Raw genomic sequence first — 23,927 nt, 5'->3', positions numbered from 1 at the left:
GGCATCCCGTCTGTGTCATACGCCGCGCGCGCCGGCGCCGTGCTCGGCACCGGCGCGCGCCGGACGACGGGAGTCCGGGGTCAGCACCAGCCGTTGATCGGCCCGTTGACACCGGTGGACAGGTAGGCGTCGGACACCCAGCTGCCGTCGCTGAGCCGGTCCCACAACGCGGTGGTGCCGTACCGGCCGGTGTGCGAGGTGCCGTTGGCGGAGCAGGAGACGGTGGCCGTGGCGCCGTCCGCGAGCGATCCGAGGACGCCGTACCCGGTTCCGGGACCGGAGCGCCGGGTCAGCGTGCCGCCGCCGTTCGCGTCGACGACTCCCTGGTTGAAGCCGAGCGCGCCGTAGTTGTAGACGGCGCCGCCCACGCCCGCGAAGGCGGATCCGTGCCGGGCGCCACCCTGGTACTCGCCGGCGCCGTTGACGAAGTCCCACTTGCCGATGCCGTGCCCGGCGATCGGGACGTAGACCGAGTTCTGCCGCAGCCCGAAGTGCACGTGCCGGCCGGTGGCGGAGCCGCCGCAGGTGACGTCGGTGCCGGTGTAGCCGAGGTACGCGCCCTGCCCGACGGCGGCGCCGTTCACCGAGATGCTGCTCCACAGGTGGTAGTAGTCGGTCGAGTAGCCCCGGTCGTGGATGACCCGGATCCACCCGGTGCACATCGTGTACGCGGTTCCGGCCCGCGCGGCCCGGACCACCTGGTCGCCGCCGGCGAGGTCGACGGAACTCCACGGCGCGCCGCCGCCCCAGCCGTGCGGCCCGCCGGTGAGCGTCCACGTCTGCCCGACCGCGAAGGGCAGCGCCATGCCGGTCCGGAAGTCGCTCCCCGCGTACATCGGTGCGACGGGCGTGGTGAACACCGCCTTCTCGTCCTTGCTCACCAGCGGTGACGCGGCGGCCAGGTCACCGAACGACGCCTCGCCGTCGAAGGCGACGGTCCAGCCCTTGCCCTCGGCCCGCGCGAGGAAGACCGACCCGGTGGGGTGCGCGTCCCGGGACCGGTCCGCCAGCAGCACCGCGGTGCCGAAGGCCCATCCGCCGCTCGCCCGGGTGACGGTGACCCGGGTCCGCTGCGGCCCGGCGGTCCGGGTCGCGGCGTCGGCCTGGCCGAGGAGTTTCGCGGTCACCGCGTCGGTGACGGGCGCGGGTGCCGGGCGGGGCGCGGCCGAGGCCGGGGCCGGCACCACGGCCCAGGCGCCGATCGCCGCCAGCGTGAAGGAGAGCACGAGCCGTCGCATGGGGACTCCTATCGACAAGCGTCACTGAATGGCGAGGCTATCGAAGGGCATGAAAATTGTCTACGAGTTCCGCATGCTCCGGTGAAGGATCTGTGCGTCGGGTTGATTCGCGGCTGGCCGGGTAGCTGAGCGGTATGCGAGTACCGACCCTGGTCAAGACCGCGGCAGCAGTCACCGCGACCGCCGCCGCGGGCGCCGCCGCCACCTCCACCGGCACCTCGTCGCGCTGGTACCGCCATCTGCGCAAGCCCGCCTGGCAGCCGCCGTCGGCCGCGTTCCCCCTCGTCTGGACCCCGCTGTACGGGCTGATCGCGGTCGCCGGTGCGCGGGCGCTGGACCGCTCCGAGGGGCCCGAGCGCGCCGCGTTCGCCCGCGGCTACGCGCTCAACCTGGCGCTCAACGCCGGCTGGACCGCCCTGTTCTTCGGCGCCCGCAAGCCTGGCGCCGCGCTGGCCGAGATCGCCGCGCTCAACGCGTCCAACCTGGTGCTGCTGCGCCGCGCGGCGCGCACCGACCGTCCCGCCGGGGCGGCGCTCGCCCCGTACGTCGCGTGGACCCTCTTCGCCACCGCGCTCAACGGCGCGATCGTCGGCCTCAACCGGGGACGGTGACCGGCGTTCCGCTGATCAAGGTCGGCCGTCGGCGGACGCCGGGCGGGTCGCGCGCCACGACGCCAGGAGCCGCAGCCGATCCGCGTCCGGGCTGCCCGGCTCGGCGGTGAAGACGAGCATGACCGGGCCGGGACTGCCCGGCAGCGGATAGGTGTCCCAGTCCAGGACGATGTCGCCCAGTCCTGGTACCCGGAACGTCTTCGTGCCGCTCACCGAGGCGCGGACGTCGTGCCGTGCCCACAGCCGCCGGAACTCCGCGCTGCGGATGCTCAGCTCGCCGACGATCGCGGTGGCGCGGGGATGGGTCGGGTCGTCGGCGACGGCGGCGCGGAGCATGCCGATGTAGTCGAGCGCCTGCCGCTCCCAGTCCGGGCAGCTCCGTCCCCCGGTCAGCGCGTCGTCGAACAGCAGCAGGAGCATGTTGAGCCGGCCGGGCGGGTGGTCCGCCGGGTCGCCGAGCAGCGCCTGCGCCATCGGGTTCCAGTCGAGCAGGTCCAGATGCCGGCCGAGGACGACAGCCGGCGTGTCCATCACCCGCAGCAGCCGCCGGGTGCCGTCCGGCACCCGCTCCGGCTCCCGGTCGACGCGGGCGGGCACCGGCCGCCGGGCGGCCCGGGCCAGCGTGAACAGGTGCCGGCGTTCGGTGTCGTCCAAGCCGAGGGCGCCGGCGAGCGCGTCCAGGACGTCGTCCGAGGGGCGTACCTCCCGGCCCTGCTCCATCCGCTGGTAGTAGTCGGTGCTCAGCCCGGCCAGCAGGGCCAGTTCCTCCCGCCGCAGGCCGGTCACCTTGCGCCGGCCGCCCGGCTCCAGGCCGACGTCGCGCGGGCGCAGTCGGCCGCGCCGGGCGCGCAGGAAGGCGCCCAGCTCGCGTGCGTACGGATGCGGGCTGCTCATGCCGCCAGTCTGCCGCGACGCCGCCCGCCCAGGGTAGGTCCCGCGGACCTAGGCAACCGCGAACGACCGAGCCGGGCCGGAACGCTCCTAGCGTCATCGCTCGACACGAACCGCCGTACCCGAGGAGCAGCAGATGACCGGATGGACCGCCGACCGCATCCCCGACCAGCGCGGCCGGGTCGCCGTCGTGACCGGAGCGAACTCGGGCCTCGGCCTGGTCACCGCCACCGAACTGGCCCGCCGTGGCGCCCACGTCGTGCTGGCCGTGCGGAACACCGCCGCCGGCCGGCAGGCCGCCGGCCGGATCGGCGGCGACACCGAGGTACGCGAGCTGGACCTGGCCCGCCTCGAATCGGTACGCGCGTTCGCCGCGAAGCTGACCGCCGACCACCCGACGATCGACCTGCTGGTGAACAACGCCGGTGTGGTGCTGCTCGGCCCGCGCCGTACCTCCGCCGACGGCTTCGAGCTCCAGTTCGCCACCAACATGCTGGGCCCGTATGCGCTGACCGGCCTGCTGCTGGACGCCCTCGCCGGGGCACGGGCGGCGCGGGTGGTGAGCCTCAGCTCGCTCACCCACCGCAACGCGCGGCTCGACTTCGGCGACCTGATGTCCGAGCGCGACTACCGGGCCTCCGCCGCGTACGGCCGCTCGAAGCTCGCCACCACCGTCTTCGGCGTCGAGCTGGACCGTCGCGTGCGCGCGGCCGGATTGCCGATCGTCAGCGCGCTGGCGCATCCCGGTCTCACCCGCAGCAACCTCACGCCGCGGGCCTGGGAACACCGGGGCCGGCTGGGACGAATGATCGGGCGGCTGGGCCTGCTCGCCACCCAGCCGGTCGAGCAGGGCGCCCTGCCGCAGTTGCGGGCGGCGACCGACCCGGAGGTACGCGGCGGCCAGTTCTTCGGCCCGTCCCGGCTCTTCGAGACCTGGGGTCCGGTGGCCGAGGCGCGGCTGAACCGGCAGGCCGCCGACCCGGCTGTCGGTCAGCGCCTCTGGGCTGCGGCGGCGGAGCTGACGGGTGTTCGTTACCTCTGAACCGGCGGTGCGCAACGATGCGTCGAGTGGGATTTTGCACTCCCAGTGCACTTGTCTCCGGTTTCCCGGCTGCCTAGCGTCAGGCCATGGCTGACTCGTGGACGTTCGCTGTGGCCCGTGACGACCTCGCTCGCACCACACTCGTCGACGGCGCTGTGTCCGACCTCGCCGACGGGGAGGCGCTGCTGCGCGTGGACCGCGTCGGCCTGACCGCCAACAACGTGACGTATGCGGTGCTCGGTGAGGCGATGCGCTACTGGGAGTTCTTCCCGCCGCAGCCCCGAGGACTCGACGACCGGTGGGGCCTCCCGCCGCTGTGGGGCTTCGCCGAGGTGGTCGCGTCCACAGTGTCCGGCGTCGAGCCGGGACACCGGGTCTACGGCTACCTGCCGCCCGCGGGCCACCTGGTGGTACGCCCGGACCGGGTGGACGGGTCCGGGTTCCGCGACGCGAGCGCGCACCGGGCCGGCCTGCCGTCGCCGTACAACTCCTACCGGTCGACCACCGGCGACCCCGCCTACCGGGCGGAGCAGGAGGACCTGCTGATCCTGTTCCGGCCGCTGTTCTTCACCTCGTTCATGCTCGCCGACCAGGTGATCGACGAGGACGCCTACGGCGCGCGGTCGCTGGTGCTGTCGTCCGCGTCGAGCAAGACGGCGTACGCCACCGCGTTCGAACTGTACGGCCGCGGCCCACGCCTGATCGGGCTCACCTCGCGGGGCAACCTCGCCTTCACCAGGTCGCTGGGCTGCTACGACGAGGTCCTCTCCTACGACGAGATCGGCGCGCTCGACGCCGTACCGACCGTCTATCTCGACCTGTCCGGTTCACCCGCCACCCGCGCCGCCCTGCGTGCGCACCTCGGCGACCTGCTGGTCCGGGACATCGCCGTCGGACTCACCCAGCAGACGCCCAACGCGGGTGCCGCCGGGGAGGTCTTCTTCGCGCCGGTGCGCATCCGCAAGCGGAGCCAGGACTGGGGTCGCGACGGCCTCGACGAGCGGTTCGCCGACGCCTGGCAGCGGTTCTCCCGGGTGGTGAACGGATGGCTCGACGTGCGGGTCGGCGCCGGTCCGGAGGCGCTGCGGGACGCGTGGCTCGACGTCCTCGCGGGCCGCACACCGCCCCGGGTGGGGCACGTCGTCCAGCTCTGAGCCCGTCGCCGATTCCGGCCGTGGCGCGCCCGCCCGGCCGATGCGCGCTAGGCTGACGACGCGGGGTACCGATGACTGATCGCCACCCCCTGCTTCTCCCACGGTTTCCCAGCCGCGACGACTGAGTCGAGCGCTGCCGTGCAGATTCCCTTGGAGCACTTCGTGCCCGACAACACGTTCGCCCTGAACCCCTTCCGTGTGGAGGGGGTCGGAGCCACCGACGACGAGCGCAGTCCGATCGCGGACGTCAGCGCCGAATCCATGACCCGTCTGCGGAGCCCGTTCGCCGCGGCGCAACCCGCTCGCGAGCCGGCCGGCGCGCCCGACGGGCGCTAGGCCGTCAGCCGGGCGTGACGGCCCCGGCCGTGCGCACCGGTCCCCTTGATGGTGTCGCCGGGCGCGGTCGAGTGGTCAGCGGTTCAGGTAGGCGGCCAGGCCGCCGAGTTCCTCGTTGGCGATGAAGACCGAACGCACGTTGATGATTGCCTCCTCGACGTGGAGCGGGCAGCCCCACGCCGAGTCACCCCACGAGTCAGCGATCTTGATCTCGGCGGGTGCCGTGCAGCCGTCGCCGCCGCCGAGCTGACACCGTTCGGGGCGGGGAGTGGCGGCCTGCGCGGCTGCGGCGGCGCGCAGCCGGGCGGTGAGTTCCGCCGCCGCGGCGGCACGCTGTTCCGCCTCGGCCCGTAGTTCCCGTTCCGCCCGCACCACCCGTGCCAGCTCGTCGTGGGCGGCCCGGGCGCGGGCGTCCGCTTCGGCCTTCGCCTGTTCGATGTGGTGGCGTTCGATGGCCAGGGCGGCGGTGCCGGTGAAGACCCGGGCGAGCGCCAGGTCGGCGTCGCGCGGGACGCGCGGGGTGCGGTGGTACATGGCGAAGGTGCCGAGCAGGCTGCCGTCGCGGGCGAGGATCGGCGTGGACCAGCAGGCGGCGAGCCCGGCCCGCTCGGCCAGGTCGCGGAAGTCGGCCCAGAACGGGTCGGTGGCGATGTCGGTGACGATGACCGGCTCGCGCCGGTGCGCGGCGGTGCCGCACGAGCCGACACCCTCGCCGGTGGCGATCCCGTCGATGGCCTGGTTGTAGAAGTCGGGCAGGCTGGGCGCGGCGCCGTGGCGCAGGTGCAGGCCGTCGGCGTCGGCGAGCAGGACGGAGACGAGCACCTCCTGCGGCGCGAGGTTCTCGATGCAGCGGGCCATCCCGTCGAGCACCTCGGCCAGCGGCGCCTGCCGGGCGATCTGCTCCAGCATCGCGCGGTGTTCGGCCATCAGCCGTTGCGCGTGCTTGACCTGCGTGGTCTCCACCCCGATCACGCGGATCCCGGTCACCGTGCCGTCGGCGTCGCGGCGCGCCTCGTAGGTGAAGTCGAAGAACGCCTCCCGCGCCTGCGACCCGGTGCCGAGCATGATCCGGGCGTCGTGGCCGGTGTAGGACTCGCCCGTGCGGTAGACCTCGTCCAGCAGGGCGATGAAGCCCTGGCCGTCCAGTTCCGGCATCAGCTCGGCGAGCGCGACCCCGGTGCGGGCGCGTTCCTCGCCGATGGCGGTGAAGAACGCCGGGTTCGCCGCCTCCACCACGTGTGTCGGCCCGGCGAGCGCCGCGAAGACGGCGATGGACTTGCCGAACAGCGTCCGCAGATCCTCGTCCGCGGGCCGCCCGGTGACCGACGGATCCGCCGTGGGCAGATGCTGGCCTGGTAGCGCCGTCATGCCTGGTCTTCCTCCCACGCAGGCTTCGTCGACCGTCGCCAGATTACGGGGCAGTGGCCGACGTTCACATCTTGGCATCGACGCCCGCCTCCGCTACCGTCGTGGGAACGCTCCCATGAACTTAGATACGTCTATGTGATCAGGAGGAAACACGACGTGGCTATCCTCTCGTCCCGCCGCAGATCAGCGGCCATCAGCGTGGCCGCCGTCGCGGGCCTCGCCGCGGCCGGCGTCGGTTTCGCCGTCGGTGGCGCATCCGCCGGCACGGTGTCCGGATCGCTCTACCGCGACCCGTCCTCGGCGGTCGTCCGCTGGGTCGCCGCCAACCCCGGCGACTCGCGCGCCGCCGTCATCCGCGACAAGATCGCCAGCCAGCCGCAGGCGCGCTGGTACGCCAACTTCAACCCGTCGACCATCCAGTCCGAGGTTTCCAGCTTCATCGGCGCCGCCAACGCGGCGCAGCAGATCCCGGTGCTGTCGGTGTACGAGATCACCAACCGGGACTGCGGCGGCGCCAGCGCCGGCGGGGCGCCGGACCTCAACCAGTACCAGACCTGGGTGTCCAACTTCGCCCGCGGACTCGGCAACCAGACCGTCCTGATCATCCTGGAGACCGACTCGCTCGCGCTCCAGACCTGCCTGAGCACCGGCGAGCTGAACGCCCGCAACCAGGCGCTCACCACGGCCACCCAGACCATCAAGTCGGCCAACCCCAACGCCAAGGTGTACCTCGACGGCGGCCACTCGACCTGGAACAGCGCCAACGACACTGCCAACCGGCTCCGCGCGGCCGGCGTGCAGTACGCCGACGGCTTCTTCACCAACGTGTCGAACTTCAACCCCACCTCCAGTGAGGCGAACTTCGGCCGGGCCGTCATCTCCGCGCTCAACGGCATGGGCATCTCCGGCAAGCGGCAGGTCATCGACACCAGCCGCAACGGGGGAGCCGCCGGGGACTGGTGCGCCGACGACAACACCGACCGGCGCATCGGGCAGTACCCGACGACGAACACCGGCGACGCCAACATCGACGCGTACCTCTGGGTGAAGCCCCCGGGTGAGGCGGACGGCTGCCGCTACACGGCCGGTTCGTTCCAGCCGGACCTGGCCTTCAGCCTGGCCAACGGCGCGCCCAACCCGCCCACGACCGCGCCGCCGACGACCAACCCGCCGACGACCGCGCCGCCGACCACGGCTCCGCCGACGACCGCGCCGCCCACCACGGCGCCGCCGACCACGCCGCCGCCGGCCGGTAACGGCTGCTCCGCGGCGGTCGCGATCAACCAGTGGAACGGCGGCTTCACCGCGAGCGTGAACGTCACCGCGGGCTCCGCGGCCATCAACGGCTGGACCGTCACCGTCGCGCTGCCCGGCGGCGCCGCGATCACCGGCACCTGGAACGCCCAGGCCAGCGGCACCAGCGGCACCGTCCGGTTCACGAACGTGGGCTACAACGGGCAGGTCGGCGCCGGCCAGACGACCAACTTCGGCTTCCAGGGCACCGGCACCGGCCAGGGCGCCACCGCCACCTGCGCCGCCTGACCGGAACCGACCCCGGGGCCCGGCGCGGAGGATCGTTCTCCGCGCCGGGCCTCTCACTTCGCCGCTGCTGTCCGCAACGGATTCACGAACCGCCGTGCCCGCCTCAGGTTGCGGGCCAGCTCCTCGCGGTTCTGGTACGCGTGTCGGATCCACGCCGGCGCGAGCCGCGAGGACCTTCAGGCCTCCGTCGACGTCGCCATGCGAGCCGTGGCGGCACTCCACCCCGGTGCCGGAGGGTAACCGACTGGATTCACTCAGCTACTTCTCAGGTGGCGTTGGTAGCTTCCCCGCTCAACGGCTTCCATTATGGACGCCGTTGATCTCGTTGTGGCACAAGGGTTTCACGTGAAAGTTTCACGGTCCTCGTGTCGCGCGTACGGCGGTCGTCGAGGGAGAGGTTCGTGGTGTTCAAGAAGATGCTGGGCGCGTTCGGGGTGGGCGGCCCCAGCGTCGATACGGTCCTGTCCAATCCGAGCACCCGCCCGGGACTGATGCTGGGCGGGCAGGTGAACCTGACCGGCGGCAGTCATGACGTGGAGATCGACCACATCACCGTCGGGCTGGTCACCCGGGTGGAGATCGACGGCGCGGAGGAGGAGTACGACGCCCTCGTCGAGTTCCACCGCGTACAGGTCGCGGGTGGTCTGCACCTGCGCGAGGGTCAGCAGTTGTCGCTGCCGTTCCAGGTGGCGATGCCGTGGGAGACCCCGGTGACCGACCTGTATGGGCAGCATCTGCACGGTATGACCATGGGCCTGCGCACCGAGGTGGCGATCCGCGGCGCGATCGACAAGGGCGACCTGGACCCGGTGTACGTGCACCCGCTGCCGGTGCAGGAGCGCATCCTCGAGGCGTTCGGCCGGCTCGGCTTCGGGTTCAAGGGCGCCGACCTGGAACGCGGGCACATCTCCGGGCTGCACCAGAGCCTGCCGTTCTACCAGGAGATCGAGTACTACGCCGCCGCGCAGTACGCCCACGGCGTCAACGAGGTCGAGCTGACCTTCGTCGCGAGCGAGCACGGCGTCGACGTGGTGCTGGAGTTCGACAAGCGCGGTGGCCTGTTCACCGGCGGCCACGACTCGTACGGCCGCTACCACGCCGCGCACGCCGACGCCGACCGCGTCGACTGGGCCGCGCAGGTCGACACCTGGGTCCGCCAGGCCCTCGACGGCTACCAGAGCCTGCACACCGGCCACGGCTACGCCCCGCCCGCCCAGGGCTACGGCGCGCCCGGCTACGGGCACGCCGCGTACGGTCACCCCGGCGGGCACTACAAGGAGGAGCACCACCAGGAGCGTCACGGTGGTCCCGGCATGGGCGCGGTCGCCGCGGGCGTGGTCGGCGGCGCCGCTCTCGGCTTCGCCGGCGGCATGGTCGCCGACGAGGTCTTCGACTCCTTCGGCGACGACGAGGGCGGCGACGAAGAGGCGTGAACCACTCCTCCTCACGGACGCCTTCCACCATCACCACCGTCGGCGACCTGGGCCGTAACCCGTGCTTCCGGACCGCCAACGCCCTGGCCGCCCTGACCGGCATCAAGTAGCCCACCGTCCGGCGGCCCGGAAACCTCTCCGGGCCGCCGGACGTCGGCTCCGGCCGGTGTGGTGTCACCGCGATCCACACCGAGCTGGTCTCCACCGGCGACCGCCTGGGTGCCGACGACAGTGAGCAGGGCCAGGCGGTCGGCATCCTCGGTGCCCGGCTCGGCCGTGTAGATCATGATGCGCAGGTCGCTGCCCGCCACGGTGAGCACGTCGCAGTCCAGGGTCAGCGGACCCACGTACGGATGATCGATTGTCTTGCGGGCGGCCTCGTGCCGGCCGACGGCGCCGGACTCCCACAGCTCGGCGAAGCGGTCACTGGTCGCCCGCAGTTCCGCGACCAGCCGCGGAGCCGTTCGTCGGCCGGATGCCGGCCGCCTGCCGCGCGCAGGTCCGCGACGAGCGCGTACCCGCCGGCGAGGGCCTCCGGAGGGCTGCGTCGTGGGCGGTGAACGCGACCAACGCGGCCGGCCCTGGTACGTCGTCGACCGCGCGGCGGTCTTCATCGCCGGTAGGTGGCATCGGCGTCGGGTCGTGTCGCCATGGCGCGCGCCCTGCTTGCTCGGCGGGCCAGTCATCCTGATGACCGTCGACCAGGAAATCTAGGTTGGAAATGCTAGACATCTTCTGCGGTACGGCATACTCTTCTTCAAGTCGAGAGGAAAGATCCGTCAAGACGCAGACGGGCCGTCCGGCCGTGAGGACACGACGGGCGGATAGAAGAGGAACATGCTTCACCGTTCCTCTTGAGAGGCAGTAAGAGCACGTCAGTTCCGGCGTGACACACGCCGGGGTGCAGGTGGGGCCAAGGTCCTTTCAGGGCTCCGGCTGATGTTCGCTGCACGTGTCGGGGCTGTGAAGTCGCGTGGGCTCCGGCGCCGGCGGACCGTACGACAGCAAGGGAAACGTGTACGCAGAGGAAAGGGAGGGCCTTACACCGTTGGATCGCCCGCCGTCGGCCGTCATGTCAGGCCGGGCGGACACCGCAGTTTCCATCGAACGAGAGGTGGTCTCCGGTCACGCATATGCGATCCTCGCACCCGAAGCCGTCAATGACGGCTGGTGCGGATACGACAAGCCGACGTTCCGGTCGGTAGATGGTGTTCTGACCCGTAACCCTGGGCCCCGGCGCTTGTGCGCCGGGGCCCTCGACGTGGAGGTGACATGGGGCAAAACCCCGAAGACATGTTCGGCGATGAGAACTACCCGGCCTACACCATCGGGCAGGCCGCGGAGATGCTCGGCACCACGCAGGACTTCCTGCGTCGCCTGGACGAGACAAAATTGATCAATCCGCAGCGCTCCAGCGGCGGGCACCGCCGCTACTCCCGCTACCAGCTGCGCCTGGCTGCCCGGGCCCGGGAAATGGTCGACGACGGCACCGCCCTGGAGGCCGCCTGCCGGATCATCATTCTGGAAGACCAACTCGAGGAAGCCCTCCGGCAGAACGAGAAGCAGTAGCGGGGGCTGCGGCGACAGGACTGACCAGCCCACCCTTCGTGCGATGTCGTCGGCGGGCGATGAGCCGGCCGGCCCACCAGGCGAACGCCCGGGTTCCCGCCTCGGACGGTCAGCCCCGCTCGTCGCACCTCTTCACACCCCGGCCGGCGACCGGGATGCTGTGCGTGACCGGCGGTCCGAGGGGTCGCCGTCTTACGCCTGGCCGGCGTGCCCGGGCGCGGCGGATCGGCTGCGTGTAGCGTCCGATCATGGGCAGCGGCGGAACGGACGACGTGGGTGCCAGGTGGAGCACCGCTCGCGGCGCCGGCGACGTGGCGTTGTTGTCGGAAGAGATCACCGCTGCGCGGGTTACGGCGCTGCGTCACGCGGTCGCCGCGGCAGCCCGTTCGGCGGGTCTGGTCGGCGACGGGCTGGAGGACTTCGTATTGGCGGTGCACGAGTTGGTCACCAACGTGGTGCGCCACGGCGGGGGCAGCGGCGAGGTGCGTCTGTGGCAGCACCACGACCTGCTGACCTGCCAGGTCAGCGACAACGGGCCCGGGCTGGGTGAGATTGCCGTCGCCCTGCCGTCGCCCGGGGAGGTCGGCCACCGGGGACTGTGGCTGGCACAGCAGCTCACCGAAGGATTGATGATCGACAACTCCGGACAGGGAACGACCGCCTCGGTGACAGCGCAGCTGCGCCCCCGATCGACCGTGTACGAGGAAGGGTGACAGTGGCCACGGAGCAGACCTGGCACTGGCATGTCGACGTCGGTGCTGATCGTCGTGTCCTGGCGCTGTCCGGTGAGATCGACATGTCGGGCGCCGATCGGCTCGATGACCTGCTGCACGAGACCGTCGCCCAGGCCGGGACGGTGGAGATCGACCTGGCAGGGTTGACCTTCATCGATTCGACCGTACTCAGCATCCTGGTCGGAGCGCACCACCACGCGGTCGACCGGGGAGTGGATCTCACCCTGCTCAACGCCACCGGGCAGGTCCGCCGGATCCTCGACCTGACCGGCATCATGCAGCTGTTCGGCCGGGTGGCAGATCCGCCACCCACCGCGGTCTGAGTGCGCGAGGCGGGGAATCTCGTCGCGGCGGGCGGCGGAACAGCCGTTGCGACGCTGGGACTGCGGGGCGGTCAGGCCCTGCCTGCCGTGGGCTCACGGAAGCGGACCATGAGTACGGTGGCGTCGTCCTGCAGCCGGTCATCCTGGTAGGCGAGGATCGCGTGAACGAGACGCCGCGCGGTCTCTGGTAGCGGCAGCCCGTCGGCCAGTGCCCGGACGGTGAAGTCGACCAGCCGCTCGGTGCCGAACCGTTCCCCGTCGGCCGAGCGGGCCTCGATGATGCCGTCGGTGTAGAAGAGCACGTCGTCGCCGGGTTCGAGGGCTTCCTCGACCACCATCGGAGGACGCCGGTCGCCCAGGGCCACCGGCAGGGCGGTGGGCGTGGGCAGGACGGCGGCGACCCTGCCGCGACGGAGCACCAGCCCGCCCGGGTGTCCGGCGGAGATGACCCGCAGCCGGCCGGTGCGCTGGTCGAGTTCGGCCAGCACCCCCGTGATCAGTCCGCGCCGGTCGTGGTCACGCGCCGCAGTGTCGATGTGATGGTAGGTCTCGACCAGGTCGAACCCGCCCCGACGGGCATTGCGGTACGCGGCCAGGGCCAGGCTGGCGAGCATCACGGCGCGCATCCCGCCACCGGAGCCGTGCCCGACGGCGTCGAACAGGGCGAGGTGGGCGATGTCGCCGTTGACCGCATAGTCGAAGGCGTCGCCACCCACGTCGTAGCAGGGCTCCAGGATCCCACTGATGATCACGCCGCCGGTGGAGAAGGTGAGCGGCGGAAGTTGGGCGCGCAGCATCTCGGCGGGCAGGCGCATCGGCTCGCGGCGGCGGACCGACTCGATCGTGTCGCTGTGCTGCGATCGGGTGATCACCAGCTCGGCGAGCAGGGAGGCCACCGCCTCGAACGCGGCCACCGCGGAGTCAGGCACGGCAGCCGCGGCGACCACCTCCGCGACGCCCACGCGCTCCAGACCGTTGAGCAGCGGCAACCACAACCGCGCACCGTCGTCCACCGGGCCGCCGAACGGGCGCAACATGCTGAACGCCCGGCCGGCCAGGGTTCCCTCGATGGCCAGCGAGACTCGATGCGGTGCGTCCGGACCGGGCAGCGCGAGCAGCTGACGCTGCTCGTGGTCGACCACATAGAGGATCATGTCGTCGGCGCCGAGCTGCCGGGCGGCCCGCCGTGCCATCCCCGGCAGGTCCTCGGGCCGGGCGTGGTGCGACTGCCGCAGCAGACCTCGCAGTGCGTCCCGCTCGCTCATGCCCACCGACCTTCGCCCCCGCCCGCACGGGGCTGCCCGAGCGATCAGAGTACGCGGGCGCTCCACCCATCACGCGCTGGTGCGCGACGGTGGCCTCGCCCGATCGGGCAGTGGCGGCGGGTGTGGAACGTGGCAAGCCTGTCAGCAGGTCGGCGCGGTCGGTGCCGGTTGCGGTGGACTGGATCCTGTTACGTCCGCCATGTCACCCCGTGGTAAAGATTGCCGCCGCGATGGCTGTTCAATCGGCGGGCATTCGGGTGGAGAGAGGGCTCCCCGTCTTACACGGAGGCTCCTGCCCCGGATGAGCGAGGNCAGCGCTCACATGATCTTCGGTGATGTGCGCGGTGTGTGCTCTCCAGCGGATGCCAACCAGGGTGAACCGGTGCCAACGCGGGTCACCGGGGCCGACCGCCGGTCGCAAACCGGGTTCGTGTGCTCCTAAGACGACGGTCTGCCGGTGTCCACAGGCCGACGACCTGCTTTCTCCTGCTGTCCCTCGTGGCGTGCCGGTCGCTTCGCGGGCTCGCTGCGATCGCTTGCCGAAGACCAGCTGGACGTTCTGGGCCCTGCGTGTGCAGGCTTACGCTGCCGGGAGTCGGGACCGAGTCACCCTTCCTCGCCGTCGAGCAGGTCGCGGCGCCACTCCGCGAATCGGCTACGGAGATCGTCCAGCGCTGGGCCGGTGATGCCGTACTGGGTGAAGTCGTCGGAGTCGAGCTGGGCGGCTTGTCCGAGGGCGTCGGCGAAGATGCGCGGGTCGAAGCCGCGGTCGGCGCGCTGCGCGAGGGTGAGGAGGGCTTCGCGGGTGTAGCGGCCTGACCGCAGGGTGGCGTCGATGTCGATGAAGTCCCGGGCGAACGCTCGCCCGTAGAGGGCGCTCATCTTGTTCGCTACCGCGTCGTCAGGGTGGAGGACGGGTCCGATCGCCATGAGGATTGGTTCGTTGGCGCGCCAGTCCACGCCGAGTTCGACCTTGGAAACCCGGGTGCCGTCGGTGACGGCCAGCCGGGCGAACGTGTCGTATTGCCGCTCGGTCTCGACGGTGAGGCCGTCGTTCCGGTAGGCGTGCACGACGGCGGTGACCGCGGCGGTGAACTCGTCGCGGCGGTCCCAAGCGGTGAACAGGTCGACGTCCTCACTGGGCCGCTCCAGCAGCCCGGCCGCCTGCACCGCGTAACCGCCGGCCAGTGCGAAGCCGTATCGATTGGCAGCCGCGAGCCCGGTACGGGCGAGGCGTTCGTGGAACGGGTCCACCGCTATGCCGCGTTGCTGCGGGTCGCGGCGAGTTCGGGGAAGGCGTCCTCCCAGCGCTGGCGAAGCTGGGGCGGCAGCCAGAGGGTGGGCCAGAGCTGCCGGAGGAGGTCGGCGTCGAGCCAGGTGTTCAGATCCTCGACGGTACTGGCTTCGGTGAGGACCACCTTGTACATGCTGGCCAGGCGTGCGGGCCGGTTGAGGTCGTACTCGGCGTGCCCGGACCAGTCGAGATAACGCGGAAGCGTCACCGTGCCCGCGGTCGGGCCATGCAGATCGGCGAGAGTCGCGGCCACCACGTAGGGCTTCCGGTCGCCGTAGGGCCGGTAGTCCGCCGGCGGCTGGGGTGACGTCCTGCGTCGGCTGAGATTGGTCGCCCGCCGGACTTCCGGTCGTAGCGCCTGGCGGATCGTCTCCCGGCTGTACCCGGTGACCCGTTGCAGATCCACCGGCCGCCAGCCGGCGGCGTGGAACGCCCGCAGCTGCTCGTCCCGCTCGGTCAGCGCGGCGGCCCGCGTCGCCTCATACCGGGAGACGACCGCCTGCAGCTCATCCTCGGAGAACCGGCCCATGGCCCGTAAGCCTACCAGGCTAGGCCCAGCGCGCTTGGCTTACGTCGTAGCTCTGTAGCCGGCGGACCAGTCATGATGATCGCGATTGATGCGCTCATGTTCTGGTGAAGCCGAGGGCCCGGTATCCGGGCATGCGGCGTGGGAGTGAGGCGGCGAGGATTGGTGTGGCCGGGTCGTGGTAGTCGTGCACCTCGGCGAGGTCCTTGCCGGGCGCGGCGCGGATAACGCGGCCGGCGCATTGGACGAGTAGGCCGTCGTAGGAGATCGGGCCGGCGAGGAAGAGGGTGTCGAGGGCGGGGGCGTCGAAGCCTTCACCGATGAACGGTGTGGTGCCGACGACAAGGAGGCCGTCGCCGGCCTTGGCGCCGTCGAGCCGGTCAACGATGGCCCGCCGTTCGCGGGTGCTCATCGCGCCTTGGAGCACAAGCGCCTGATGTCCGCGTGCGGCGAGTAGGGCGGTGAGTGCCTCGACCTGGGCGACCCGGCGGGTCAGCACGAGACAGTTGCGACCGCGGGTCAGGGCCGCGGCGACATCGTCGGCGATCTGGGTGTTGCGGGGCTCGTCGAGGGCCAGCCTTCGGTGCACCTCGGCGAGCGCGCCGGGCGCGTCCAGGTCGACGTCGCCGGGTTGGAATGTGGTCTCGTGGATGAACAGCGCTCGACGGGGTCCGGCGTCGGTGTGCATCGCGGCCGCGAGGGTGCCTTGTTCCTCGTCGGTCAGGGTGTGGCGGACGGGTCCGAGTTGCCAGGTGACGAGTTGGCCGAGGCCGTCGCGTCGGGTGGGGGGTGGCGGTGAGGCCGAGCCAGAACTGCGCAGCGATCCGTTTGACCGAGTGCTCGTAGGCTGCGGCGCCGAGGTGGTGGCATTCGTCGACGATGACGTGCCCGTACCCCTGGGTCAGGGTGGCGACGTCGTCGCGCCGGGCGAGGGAGGGCAGCAGCGCGATGTCCACGGTGCCGGTGAGCTTGCGTCGGCCGCCACCGAGTTGACCGGGCTTGATGCTGAGGAACTGCTCGACGCGGGTGCGCCACTGGTCGGCTAGGGCTTTGCGGTCGACGAGAACCAGGGTGGAGGTGCTGCGTTCGGCGATCACGGCGCAGGCCATGACGGTCTTGCCGGAGCCGGGTGGAGCGACCAGGATCCCGTCGTCGTGGGCGAGCAGAGCGCCGACCGCGTTGGCTTGCCTGCTGGTGAGTTCGGCGGTGAACGCGGCGTCGATCTCGGTCCCGGAGTTTCGTACGTCCGTGACGGCCAGCCGTGACCCGGCGCGCTCGACGATCGTGGCGATGGTGTGCCGCAGGCCCCTGGGTAGGACCAGGCGGTCATCGAGGGTGAGGTCGTAGCCCTGGATGAAGCGTGGGGTGTCCCAGGTGGACTTACGTAGCCGCTGCAGCTCGTAGAACTTCGGGTTGGTCATGGCGGCGGCGTGCTTGAACGTCGCCAGCGCGGCGGGCGTGAGCTGCCTGGCGTCGATGCTCAGCCCGGCACCGGCCTCCGCGTGGACCACCGCAGGGAGCGGAGGGTGGACCTGGGTCGCGGTGGACCGGCTCATCGTCGCGACGTCCGCGCCGGTGAGGGCGTGTTTGGCCTGCCGGGCGACGTGTTCGGCTTCGCCGGGGCTGAGCCGATCCAGCGTTGACAGGAACGCCCACTGGTCGGCGTGCGGCTCAAGGGTGCCGAGGTCGAGGAAGGTGGTCAGTCCGTCCTTGCGGCGGCGACCCTGTAGCGGCGCGGCGATGAGGTTGCCGAAGCCACCCTCGGGCAGCACGTCCTGGTTGGGGAAGAGACGGTCGTACGACCGCAGGTCCATCGACCCGCGCAGCACCATCGCCTCACGCAACAGGACCGTGCCGACGGCCCGCGCGGTGGCCGAGGGAACAGCGCCGGTGAAGAAGACCCACACGTGGGCTCCGCGGCCCGACTGGGAGATCTCCAACGCGGCGGGCACCGCGCTGGCCCGTGCCGCCTTCACGTACGCGAGGGCGTCGAGCACCGCCGTCGGCCCGTCGAAGTCGGCCACGACGAAGTGGCAGGTGTTGCCGGGCATCAGCGGATACAGGCCCATGAACACGTCGCCGACCAGATGCGCCGCGACGACCTCCGTCGTGCGGGGCAGGTAGGTGGCACCCCGCCGGTCCATACCCTTACGCCAACCGCCCGCGACCGCGGGCATCCAGCCGGCAGCGCCGGTACGGGCGTTGTCCCACCGCACGGCGTACACGTCGGCCCGGGCCCGGAACCGGTCGGCGAACAACGTCAGCTTGTCCCGGGTCGGCGAAGCCATGGTGACCAGCCCTGGCGGCTCCATCGGCGCGGACAACTGCTCCGGCGCCGCAGACGTGTCCTGGCCGCGCAACTCCAGCAGACGCGCCAGCCGGGCGTTCTCCGCCCGTACCCGCTCCACCTCCCGCCGAAGATCGACGAACTCGGCTACCGAACCCATGCCGACCATCCTCGCGTATCAGGCTCCGAACACCTCGACACCGGTCCGCTATCCTCCGCCGATGGCATCGAAGGGGACCGCCGCGTTGGAGGCGATGATCGAGGAAGCCACCGTCGACACGGACGGTCACGAGGACGAGCGTGCCGGCCTGTTCGCCATGATCGAGGAGCATCTGGCGGTGCCGTTCACCACCACCGTCCTCGGCGTCGAGGTCACCATAGGCAAGATCGAGCTGGCCGCGGACAGCATCGTCGCGGTCTGCGCCCGAGGCCGCCACCGGCAACGTGTCGGTCTTCTCGACCTTCCGCTACCCACCCCTATGCCGGACGGTGCCGCGTGGATCGACGCCTACCGGCACTGGGCCGGGAGGTAGGCCACGGTGAGCGAGTACCAGTACTACGAATTCACCGCCGTCGACCGTCCCCTCACCGGCCGGGAGCGGGCCGAGCTGCGGTCGCTGTCCACCCGGGCCGACATCACCGCCACCAGCTTCGTCAACACCTACGAGTGGGGCGACTTCAAGGGCGACCCTCGCAAGCTGATGGAACGGTACTTCGACGCGCACCTGTACCTGGCGAACTGGGGCACCCGCCAGCTCATGCTCCGGCTACCGAAACAAGTGCTCGACCCCGCCACGGTCGCCCAGTACTGCCAAGGTGACAGCGCATCCGCCTGGACGGCCGGCACGCACGTCATCATCGACCTGCACGACGAGGACGAGGACGGCGCCGACGAGTGGGACCTCGACGGCCACGGCCTGCTCACCTCCATCATCCCGGTCCGGGCCGACCTCTCTGCCGGCGACCTGCGCCTGCTCTACCTCGCCTGGCTGCGCTGCGTACAGTCCGCCGAGATCGCCGACGACGAGCCCGAACCGCCCGTCCCCGCCAAGCTGGACACCCTCGACGCGCCGCTCACCGCCGTCGCCGAGTTCCTGCGCATCGACCCCGACCTGATCGCGGCCGCGGCGGCTGGGTCGTCGCCGGCCGCCTCCGGCGAACCGACCGCCGCACAACTACGGAAGTGGGTCGTCGGGCTACACGCCCGGGACAAGGACGCCATCCTGACCGACCTAATCACCAGCGGCGAAAGCCACCTGCGCAACCGACTGCTGCGCCGCTACCGCGACGCGCATCCCGTCGACGCGTCCACTCCGACGGCCGTCCGTACTGCCGGTCAACTGCTCGCAGCCGCTGCGGACCTGCGTGCCGTGCGGGAACGACGGGATGCCGAGTTGCGCGAACACGACCGGGTCCGCCGGGAACGCTCCGCCGCAGCAGCCCGGCAACGGCACCTCGACACCCTCGCAGTCGACCAACCCACCGCCTGGCAACGGGTCAACGAACTCATCGCCACAAAGAAGCCCCGCGAGTACGACACCGCCGTACAACTCCTCGTCGACCTGCGCGACCTCGGCGAACGCGACGGAGACAGCGCATCGTTCCAACACCGGCTGGCCGAGCTGCGGGCGGCGCACGCCCGCAAGCCCAGCCTGCTCGAACGCCTCAACCTCGCAGGCCTCGACACCTGACGCCTGGTCCGCCGCCCGGTGAGCTGGCCACCATCGCCTTCACGCGCTGCGGCTCTCGCGCCGGCGCCACGACCTCAGACGTCGACCGTCGGCCTGCAACAAGGTCGGCGTGGGCGGCCATAGTGTGGTGTGAGGCATCAAGTATGGCCGCCGGACGAGGAACTGTGGTCCTCGATCACCGCCGGCGACGAGGCGGCGTTCGGTCGGCTCTTCGACCGATACTCCCGCCCGGTCTACAACCACGCGTTCCGGCTGACCGGGTCGTGGTCGACGGCTGAGGACGTCACTCAGGCGACGTTCCTCGTCGCGTGGCGCCGCCGGCACGACGCCCGCCTGGTGGACGGTTCGGCGCTGCCGTGGCTGCTGGTCGTCGCCACCAACACGGTCCGCTCGGAGTGGCGGTCCGCGCGCCGGTGGCTGGCGCTGCTACGGCGTCTACCGGGTGAGCGGTACGCCGATGGTGACCTCGCAGACGAGGTTTCCGCTCGGCTCGACGACGAAAGGCGGATGACCGAGGTCCTCTCGGTGGTCCGCGGATTGCCGCCTGCCGAGCGGGAGGCGGTGGCGTTGTGCCTGTGGTCCGGCGTGTCGTACCCGGACGCGGCAGCCGTGTTGGGCATCAGCGAGGTGGCGGTGCGGTCGAGGGTGAGTCGTGCGCGCAGCCGCCTGGCCCGTCTGATGCCGCAGGAGATCCAGGAGGGGGAACAGTGAACGACATTCTCGACCTGCCGGCGGAGCGGGACCTGCCGCCGGATGCGGCACACGCGATGCGGGCCCGGATCCTCGGCTTCGTGAGGCCGCGTCCGGCGCGTACGCCGCGACTGCGGATCGCCGTGGCCGGGATGGCGCTGCTGGCCGCGGCATCCGGGGCCGCGGTGGCGGGGTGGGACCGATCGGAGCGATCGACCGTACAGGTGCTGGCCATGGGGGCCGGTGAGCTGTCGCCGACGCTGCGGGACGCGGCGCAGCGGTGCCTGCAGTGGAACTCCCCGCAACGACAGACCCGCCAGGCACCAGGGGAGCGACCCGTTCCGGTGGCCCTGGCTGACCTGGCGGTGGCCACGGAGCGAGGTGACCGTGCGCTGGTGTTGTTCATGAACGACGTCGGCTACGCCACCTGCGACGTGGACGGGGCGGGGACTCCCCGCGAGTCCGGCGGGGGCGCCACTGAGCCGTGGCCGCACGGTGACCTGCTGCCCGGGCCGGTGCAGCGGCTGCTGCTGACCTCCACCGAGCACGACGGCGGGGACGTCAGCGTCAGCGGCCGGGTCAGCAGCCGCGTCCACCGGCTCGTGCTCGACCACGGCGACGGCCACACCACCACAGCACGACTGTCCGAAGGCGCGTTCGGCCTGATGACCAACGACGCCCGACTCAAGGCCGGCAACGACCCTGAACTGGTCAGCTACGACGCCCGCGGGACGGAGATCGACAGGCGTCCGCTGTTCCAGGCCGAAGACCAACTCGAGCACTGCTACGCGGACCCGGACGGGAAGCGGATCTACGGCAAACCGACCAGCGACTGCCGTCCCGCCGAGACGTGGGGGCGTTAGCCATGATCGGAGGCTGCCCGCTGCCCGCTGCCCGCTGCCCGCTGCCCGCTGCCCGCTGCCCGCTGCCCGGGGCGTGGGGCGTGGGTCGTCACTCGCGGGTCAGCCCCGGTGGCAGCGCGTCCTCGCCAGGTCGGACCTGGCGGGCACTGGCCACCGGGTCATGTTCCAGGGTGTGGATCAGTGGTGCCGGGCCGCCGACGCAGGTCCAGGTGTCGTCCCAGAGAGCGGAGACCAGCCATGACAGGTCGGCGGGGAAGAACATGTCCGGCAGCGCGCCGTGCGGGCGGCGGATATGACCACCGGTCCGCCAGGTGAGGGCCTGTTCGGGGCCGGCCTGGACCAGCACGTACGGCCAGTTCCAGTAGAGGCACACCCTCGGGGCGTGGGGGAAGACGACGTCGTGGGCGCCGGTGTCGAGGTAGGCGAGCCACCACGGCTGGTCGGGGGTATGCGTGGTGAGGTCCTCGATCAGGGCGTGCTCGTAGGCGGTGGCGGTGACGTCGTCGGTCTGGTACGTGGTGGCGTAGGCGTCGAAGATCGGCGGGATGGCGGTGGTGATCGAGACGCCGGCAGTGGTGTGCCCGGCGATCCAGCCCACGTCGGCGGCAGTGCCGACGCACCAGCCCCGCCCGTCCTTGCTGACCTGCACACCACCATTCAAGCCGCTGCGGCGACGGTTGGCGTGGCAATCGGGCCGGTCGCGGAGCGGCGGCCGGCGACCAGCCGTCGTGGGCCACGATGCCCAACGCCTGCCCCGCGCTCGGTGGAGCGCTGATGCTCGCAGGTCCCGCACATCGTGTCCGGGGTGCCGGCCGGAGACGGCGGCAGGCTCAGGGTTGCCGCGCCCGCGGGGTCCGAGGGTGGGGAGGGCTGAAGTGTGTTCCGCCGTGATCGTGGCTGAGCCTCGAGGTGCCACCCACTTCTCGCTCCGCGGGCGGGCCGGGTTGAACGGGCGCGGCCCTGGCGGCCGTAGACCCGGAGATGCCCGAGAGCGGTGGGTATGGCTGCGTGTGTTTCGTCGAGATCGCTTGGCTCACGGTAGGAGATGCCACCCGCCGCTTCGTCGTCTGTGAGATTCGGTAGACCGCTGATGGAGATCCGCGACCTGCGTTCGCATCGTTAGAAGATGCCGGCAAACCCGAACCCCAGACGAGGCGCATTCGAGAAAAAGCCGACCGACGAAGGAGAGCACGACGGTGGCGAAGCTGTGGATCGGCGTGGACATCGGCAAGACCCACCACCACGTCGCCGCTGTCGACGGTGACGGCCGGCTCGTCTACTCCCGTCGAGTAGCCAACGACGAGACCGCGCTCCTGACAGTGATGGCCGAGGTGTCAACGCACGGCCGTGGGGTCTGCTGGGCGGTCGACGTCACGACCGGCCTGTCGGCGCTGCTGCTGACCCTGCTGTGGCGGCGGCAGGTGCAGGTTCGTTACGTCTCCGGCACCGTCGCGTTCCACATGGCCGCCGCGTTCGCCGGGGAGAACAAGACCGACGCCCGCGACGCGGTCGTCATCGCCCAGACCATCCGCCTGCGCCCCGACATTCCGATCCTGGAACCCTCCGACCGGCTCCTGGCCGAACTCAGCGTGCTCACCGGCTACCGCGCCGACCTCGTCGGCCAGCGCGTCGCCACCCTGTTCCGGCTGCAGGAACTCCTCACCGGCATCAGCCCCGCCCTGGAACGCGCTGTGGACCTGAACCGGAAGGCCCCGATGATGGTCCTCGCCTGTTGGCAGACCCCGGCCGCAATCCGGCACGCCGGCGTCGACCGGATCACCGCCCTACTCCGACGCGGTCACGTGAAAAACGCCGTCCAGGTCGCCGAGGCGATGGTGGCCGCCGCCCGCCAGCAGACCGTCACGCTCCCCGGCCAACGTGCCGCGGCCGTGGTGGTGGGGCAGATGGCCACCGAGATCCTCGCCATCGACCAACGCATCGCCGCCGTCGACGACCTCATCGCCGAACAGCTCGACCAGCACCCCCTCGCGCCGATCATCGGGAGCCTGCCCGGCATGGGCCCACTACTGACCGCCGAACTACTCGTCCACACCGCCGGCATGACCGAATACGACAGCCCCACCAAACTCGCCGCCCACGCCGGCCTGGCCCCCGTTTCTCGCGACTCTGGAACGGTTGCCGGAAACCATCGGCAGCCCCGCCGCTACCACCGCAGACTGCGGCACATTCTGTGGATGGCCGCCTTCACCGCCGCCAGGGAATGCCCGACCTCCCGCGCCTACTACGAAAAGAAACGCGCCGAAGGTAAGAACCACCGGCAAGCCATTCTCGCCCTCGCGCGACGACGCGTCGACGTCCCCTGGGCACTCATCCGCGACCGCAAGACCTTCAGTCGACCGGCAGTAACCGTCCGAGCCGCAGCCTGAAGCGGCTCGCTCTCCGCCGGCGCGACCCCATCGCGCCGGCCGCTTCACCCTGCCCACCAAGATCAAACCGGAGTCACATGGAGACTCCTAAACCGACGCCCCGTTTGTATCCGCAGGCTGATGACCTGCGGCTTTTTTGGTTTTTCTGGCAGCGTATGCCGGTCGCAGCGGGGCCTTGCTGTGATCGCTTGATAAAGATCAGCCAGGCGGGGTGCGTCTTCGGTCGCCTCCTAATGAGCCATTTTCATCCTGCGTAGCGGTCGGCTTCGACGCGGTGCAGGACGAGGATGGCCTGCACGATCGCGGTCGCTCGGCGTGGGCAGCAGCGCAGCTTGACCAGGATTTTCCAGGTCTTGAGGGTGGCGATCGCGCGTTCGCCGCGGGCGCGGATCTTCGCGTGCGCTCGGTTGACGGCCTTCTGCCGGCGTGACAGCTTCGGCCGGAAGCGGCGCCGCTTGAACGGGGTGCGCACGCTGCCGGGGGCGCCTTGATACAGATCTTGAATGGCCAGGTTCGTCCGATGTGGTTGGTGTGTTGGCCTCGTGTTGGGGTAGTGCGATGGGATGAGGTATCCCGATGGAGGTGGGTTGTCCGCGCGGGGGCGGGCGAAGCGTGAGGCGGTGCGGCGGCAGGCGGCCGGGTGGTTCGCCGAGGATGTGTCGGTGCCGGAGATCGCGCGTCGG

Annotated in this window: 23 protein-coding genes and 2 pseudogenes; 14 read left to right on the top strand and 11 right to left on the bottom strand. The window is 71.0% G+C overall.

Annotated elements, in window-relative coordinates; genetic code table 11:
• Positions 1-80: 80 nt before the first annotated feature.
• Positions 81-1,238 (bottom strand): peptidoglycan DD-metalloendopeptidase family protein, encoded by a 1,158-nt coding sequence (locus ABD52_RS08650; protein ID WP_047891464.1) that lies wholly within the window; start codon positions 1,236-1,238, stop codon positions 81-83.
• A gap of 134 nt (positions 1,239-1,372) precedes the next feature.
• Here ABD52_RS08650 and ABD52_RS08645 point away from each other — a divergent pair, with 134 nt between their 5' ends.
• Positions 1,373-1,849: a TspO/MBR family protein gene (locus tag ABD52_RS08645; protein WP_047891463.1), complete on the top strand. Its 477-nt coding sequence runs from the start codon at positions 1,373-1,375 to the stop codon at positions 1,847-1,849.
• A gap of 15 nt (positions 1,850-1,864) precedes the next feature.
• Here ABD52_RS08645 and ABD52_RS08640 read toward each other — a convergent pair whose 3' ends face one another.
• A complete protein-coding gene (locus ABD52_RS08640; RefSeq protein ID WP_047891462.1) occupies positions 1,865-2,743 on the bottom strand; it encodes a helix-turn-helix transcriptional regulator in 879 nt (292 codons plus the stop codon).
• Between the two features lie 133 nt (positions 2,744-2,876).
• On the opposite strand from ABD52_RS08640, the gene ABD52_RS08635 reads away from it, so the two are divergent.
• From ABD52_RS08635 to ABD52_RS08625, 3 genes are all read left to right on the top strand, one after another.
• Positions 2,877-3,782: an oxidoreductase gene (locus ABD52_RS08635; protein ID WP_013283822.1), complete on the top strand. Its 906-nt coding sequence runs from the start codon at positions 2,877-2,879 to the stop codon at positions 3,780-3,782.
• Between the two features lie 86 nt (positions 3,783-3,868).
• Complete coding sequence (locus tag ABD52_RS08630; RefSeq protein WP_047891461.1) at positions 3,869-4,936, top strand: DUF2855 family protein; 1,068 nt, start codon at positions 3,869-3,871, stop codon at positions 4,934-4,936.
• 138 nt (positions 4,937-5,074) lie between these two features.
• Positions 5,075-5,272, top strand: coding sequence for a hypothetical protein (locus ABD52_RS08625; RefSeq protein WP_013283824.1), 198 nt, complete (start codon positions 5,075-5,077; stop codon positions 5,270-5,272).
• A gap of 75 nt (positions 5,273-5,347) precedes the next feature.
• Here the strand turns inward: ABD52_RS08625 and ABD52_RS08620 are convergent, their stop codons facing one another.
• Positions 5,348-6,640, bottom strand: coding sequence for a GAF domain-containing protein (locus ABD52_RS08620; protein WP_047891460.1), 1,293 nt, complete (start codon positions 6,638-6,640; stop codon positions 5,348-5,350).
• 156 nt (positions 6,641-6,796) lie between these two features.
• Here ABD52_RS08620 and ABD52_RS08615 point away from each other — a divergent pair, with 156 nt between their 5' ends.
• Both ABD52_RS08615 and ABD52_RS08610 read left to right on the top strand, forming a co-directional pair.
• Positions 6,797-8,182 carry a glycoside hydrolase family 6 protein gene (locus ABD52_RS08615; RefSeq protein ID WP_013283826.1) on the top strand — a complete coding sequence of 462 codons (1,386 nt, stop codon included), beginning with the start codon at positions 6,797-6,799 and terminating at the stop codon, positions 8,180-8,182.
• A gap of 401 nt (positions 8,183-8,583) precedes the next feature.
• The gene (locus ABD52_RS08610; RefSeq protein ID WP_047891459.1) at positions 8,584-9,615 is read left to right on the top strand and encodes a sporulation protein; all 1,032 of its coding nucleotides are present in this window, start codon (positions 8,584-8,586) and stop codon (positions 9,613-9,615) included.
• Positions 9,616-9,860: 245 nt separating this feature from the next.
• Here ABD52_RS08610 and ABD52_RS40695 read toward each other — a convergent pair.
• Positions 9,861-10,229: pseudogene (locus ABD52_RS40695) on the bottom strand (transcriptional regulator); the annotation flags it as partial.
• Positions 10,230-10,887: 658 nt separating this feature from the next.
• On the opposite strand from ABD52_RS40695, the gene ABD52_RS08600 reads away from it, so the two are divergent.
• The 3 genes from ABD52_RS08600 (at position 10,888) to ABD52_RS08590 (ending at position 12,241) form a co-directional block, all read left to right on the top strand.
• Positions 10,888-11,184 (top strand): helix-turn-helix domain-containing protein, encoded by a 297-nt coding sequence (locus tag ABD52_RS08600; RefSeq protein ID WP_013283829.1) that lies wholly within the window; start codon positions 10,888-10,890, stop codon positions 11,182-11,184.
• Between the two features lie 248 nt (positions 11,185-11,432).
• The gene (locus ABD52_RS08595; protein ID WP_047891458.1) at positions 11,433-11,897 is read left to right on the top strand and encodes an ATP-binding protein; all 465 of its coding nucleotides are present in this window, start codon (positions 11,433-11,435) and stop codon (positions 11,895-11,897) included.
• The gene (locus ABD52_RS08590; protein WP_235437409.1) at positions 11,894-12,241 is read left to right on the top strand and encodes an STAS domain-containing protein; all 348 of its coding nucleotides are present in this window, start codon (positions 11,894-11,896) and stop codon (positions 12,239-12,241) included. Before ABD52_RS08595 ends, ABD52_RS08590 begins: the two co-directional genes overlap by 4 nt.
• A 71-nt stretch (positions 12,242-12,312) precedes the next feature.
• Here ABD52_RS08590 and ABD52_RS08585 read toward each other — a convergent pair whose 3' ends face one another.
• The 5 genes from ABD52_RS08585 to ABD52_RS08570 form a co-directional block, all read right to left on the bottom strand.
• On the bottom strand, positions 12,313-13,506 hold the full coding sequence (locus ABD52_RS08585) for a PP2C family protein-serine/threonine phosphatase (protein ID WP_047891457.1): 1,194 nt from the start codon (positions 13,504-13,506) through the stop codon (positions 12,313-12,315).
• Positions 13,507-14,112: 606 nt separating this feature from the next.
• On the bottom strand, positions 14,113-14,760 hold the full coding sequence (locus ABD52_RS08580) for a nucleotidyl transferase AbiEii/AbiGii toxin family protein (RefSeq protein WP_047891456.1): 648 nt from the start codon (positions 14,758-14,760) through the stop codon (positions 14,113-14,115).
• Positions 14,761-14,762: 2 nt separating this feature from the next.
• The gene (locus ABD52_RS08575) at positions 14,763-15,329 is read right to left on the bottom strand and encodes a hypothetical protein (protein WP_047891455.1); all 567 of its coding nucleotides are present in this window, start codon (positions 15,327-15,329) and stop codon (positions 14,763-14,765) included.
• Between the two features lie 94 nt (positions 15,330-15,423).
• Positions 15,424-15,825, bottom strand: a complete 402-nt coding sequence (locus ABD52_RS40690; protein WP_235437408.1) for a DEAD/DEAH box helicase — start codon at positions 15,823-15,825, stop codon at positions 15,424-15,426.
• Complete coding sequence (locus tag ABD52_RS08570; protein ID WP_235437407.1) at positions 15,707-17,773, bottom strand: DEAD/DEAH box helicase family protein; 2,067 nt, start codon at positions 17,771-17,773, stop codon at positions 15,707-15,709. The genes ABD52_RS40690 and ABD52_RS08570 overlap by 119 nt, the downstream gene beginning before the upstream one ends.
• 61 nt (positions 17,774-17,834) lie before the next feature.
• Here ABD52_RS08570 and ABD52_RS08565 point away from each other — a divergent pair, with 61 nt between their 5' ends.
• The 4 genes from ABD52_RS08565 (at position 17,835) to ABD52_RS08550 (ending at position 20,857) form a co-directional block, all read left to right on the top strand.
• Positions 17,835-18,146 carry a hypothetical protein gene (locus ABD52_RS08565; RefSeq protein WP_225319462.1) on the top strand — a complete coding sequence of 104 codons (312 nt, stop codon included), beginning with the start codon at positions 17,835-17,837 and terminating at the stop codon, positions 18,144-18,146.
• A gap of 6 nt (positions 18,147-18,152) precedes the next feature.
• On the top strand, positions 18,153-19,304 hold the full coding sequence (locus ABD52_RS08560; protein ID WP_047891453.1) for a hypothetical protein: 1,152 nt from the start codon (positions 18,153-18,155) through the stop codon (positions 19,302-19,304).
• Between the two features lie 129 nt (positions 19,305-19,433).
• A complete protein-coding gene (locus ABD52_RS08555; RefSeq protein WP_047891452.1) occupies positions 19,434-20,015 on the top strand; it encodes an RNA polymerase sigma factor in 582 nt (193 codons plus the stop codon).
• The gene (locus tag ABD52_RS08550) at positions 20,012-20,857 is read left to right on the top strand and encodes a hypothetical protein (RefSeq protein WP_047891451.1); all 846 of its coding nucleotides are present in this window, start codon (positions 20,012-20,014) and stop codon (positions 20,855-20,857) included. The genes ABD52_RS08555 and ABD52_RS08550 overlap by 4 nt, the downstream gene beginning before the upstream one ends.
• An 88-nt stretch (positions 20,858-20,945) precedes the next feature.
• On the opposite strand, the gene ABD52_RS40135 is transcribed toward ABD52_RS08550, so the two are convergent.
• Positions 20,946-21,506 (bottom strand): hypothetical protein, encoded by a 561-nt coding sequence (locus ABD52_RS40135; protein WP_181726474.1) that lies wholly within the window; start codon positions 21,504-21,506, stop codon positions 20,946-20,948.
• 547 nt (positions 21,507-22,053) lie between these two features.
• Between ABD52_RS40135 and ABD52_RS08540 the strand changes: the two genes are divergently transcribed.
• Positions 22,054-23,244 carry an IS110 family transposase gene (locus ABD52_RS08540; protein WP_047891450.1) on the top strand — a complete coding sequence of 397 codons (1,191 nt, stop codon included), beginning with the start codon at positions 22,054-22,056 and terminating at the stop codon, positions 23,242-23,244.
• Between the two features lie 244 nt (positions 23,245-23,488).
• Here ABD52_RS08540 and ABD52_RS08535 read toward each other — a convergent pair.
• A pseudogene (locus ABD52_RS08535) lies at positions 23,489-23,737 on the bottom strand (transposase family protein); the annotation flags it as partial.
• Between the last annotated feature and the right edge of the window lie 190 nt (positions 23,738-23,927).

The organism is Micromonospora sp. RV43, from assembly GCF_001029515.1.
GTDB classification, from domain to species: Bacteria; Actinomycetota; Actinomycetes; order Mycobacteriales; family Micromonosporaceae; genus Micromonospora; species Micromonospora aurantiaca.
This window is presented reverse-complemented; position numbering and strand designations above follow the sequence as displayed.

Bases quoted from the DNA above. Each gene is read 5' to 3' on its own strand.
- ABD52_RS08650 (WP_047891464.1), bottom strand. From the start codon at position 1,238: ATGCGACGGCTCGTGCTCTCCTTCACGCTGGCGGCGATCGGCGCCTGG.
- ABD52_RS08645 (WP_047891463.1), top strand. From the start codon at position 1,373: ATGCGAGTACCGACCCTGGTCAAGACCGCGGCAGCAGTCACCGCGACC.
- ABD52_RS08640 (WP_047891462.1), bottom strand. From the start codon at position 2,743: ATGAGCAGCCCGCATCCGTACGCACGCGAGCTGGGCGCCTTCCTGCGC.
- ABD52_RS08635 (WP_013283822.1), top strand. From the start codon at position 2,877: ATGACCGGATGGACCGCCGACCGCATCCCCGACCAGCGCGGCCGGGTC.
- ABD52_RS08630 (WP_047891461.1), top strand. From the start codon at position 3,869: ATGGCTGACTCGTGGACGTTCGCTGTGGCCCGTGACGACCTCGCTCGC.
- ABD52_RS08620 (WP_047891460.1), bottom strand. From the start codon at position 6,640: ATGACGGCGCTACCAGGCCAGCATCTGCCCACGGCGGATCCGTCGGTC.
- ABD52_RS08600 (WP_013283829.1), top strand. From the start codon at position 10,888: ATGGGGCAAAACCCCGAAGACATGTTCGGCGATGAGAACTACCCGGCC.
- ABD52_RS08595 (WP_047891458.1), top strand. From the start codon at position 11,433: ATGGGCAGCGGCGGAACGGACGACGTGGGTGCCAGGTGGAGCACCGCT.
- ABD52_RS08585 (WP_047891457.1), bottom strand. From the start codon at position 13,506: ATGAGCGAGCGGGACGCACTGCGAGGTCTGCTGCGGCAGTCGCACCAC.
- ABD52_RS08575 (WP_047891455.1), bottom strand. From the start codon at position 15,329: ATGGGCCGGTTCTCCGAGGATGAGCTGCAGGCGGTCGTCTCCCGGTAT.
- ABD52_RS08570 (WP_235437407.1), bottom strand. From the start codon at position 17,773: ATGGGTTCGGTAGCCGAGTTCGTCGATCTTCGGCGGGAGGTGGAGCGG.
- ABD52_RS08565 (WP_225319462.1), top strand. From the start codon at position 17,835: ATGGCATCGAAGGGGACCGCCGCGTTGGAGGCGATGATCGAGGAAGCC.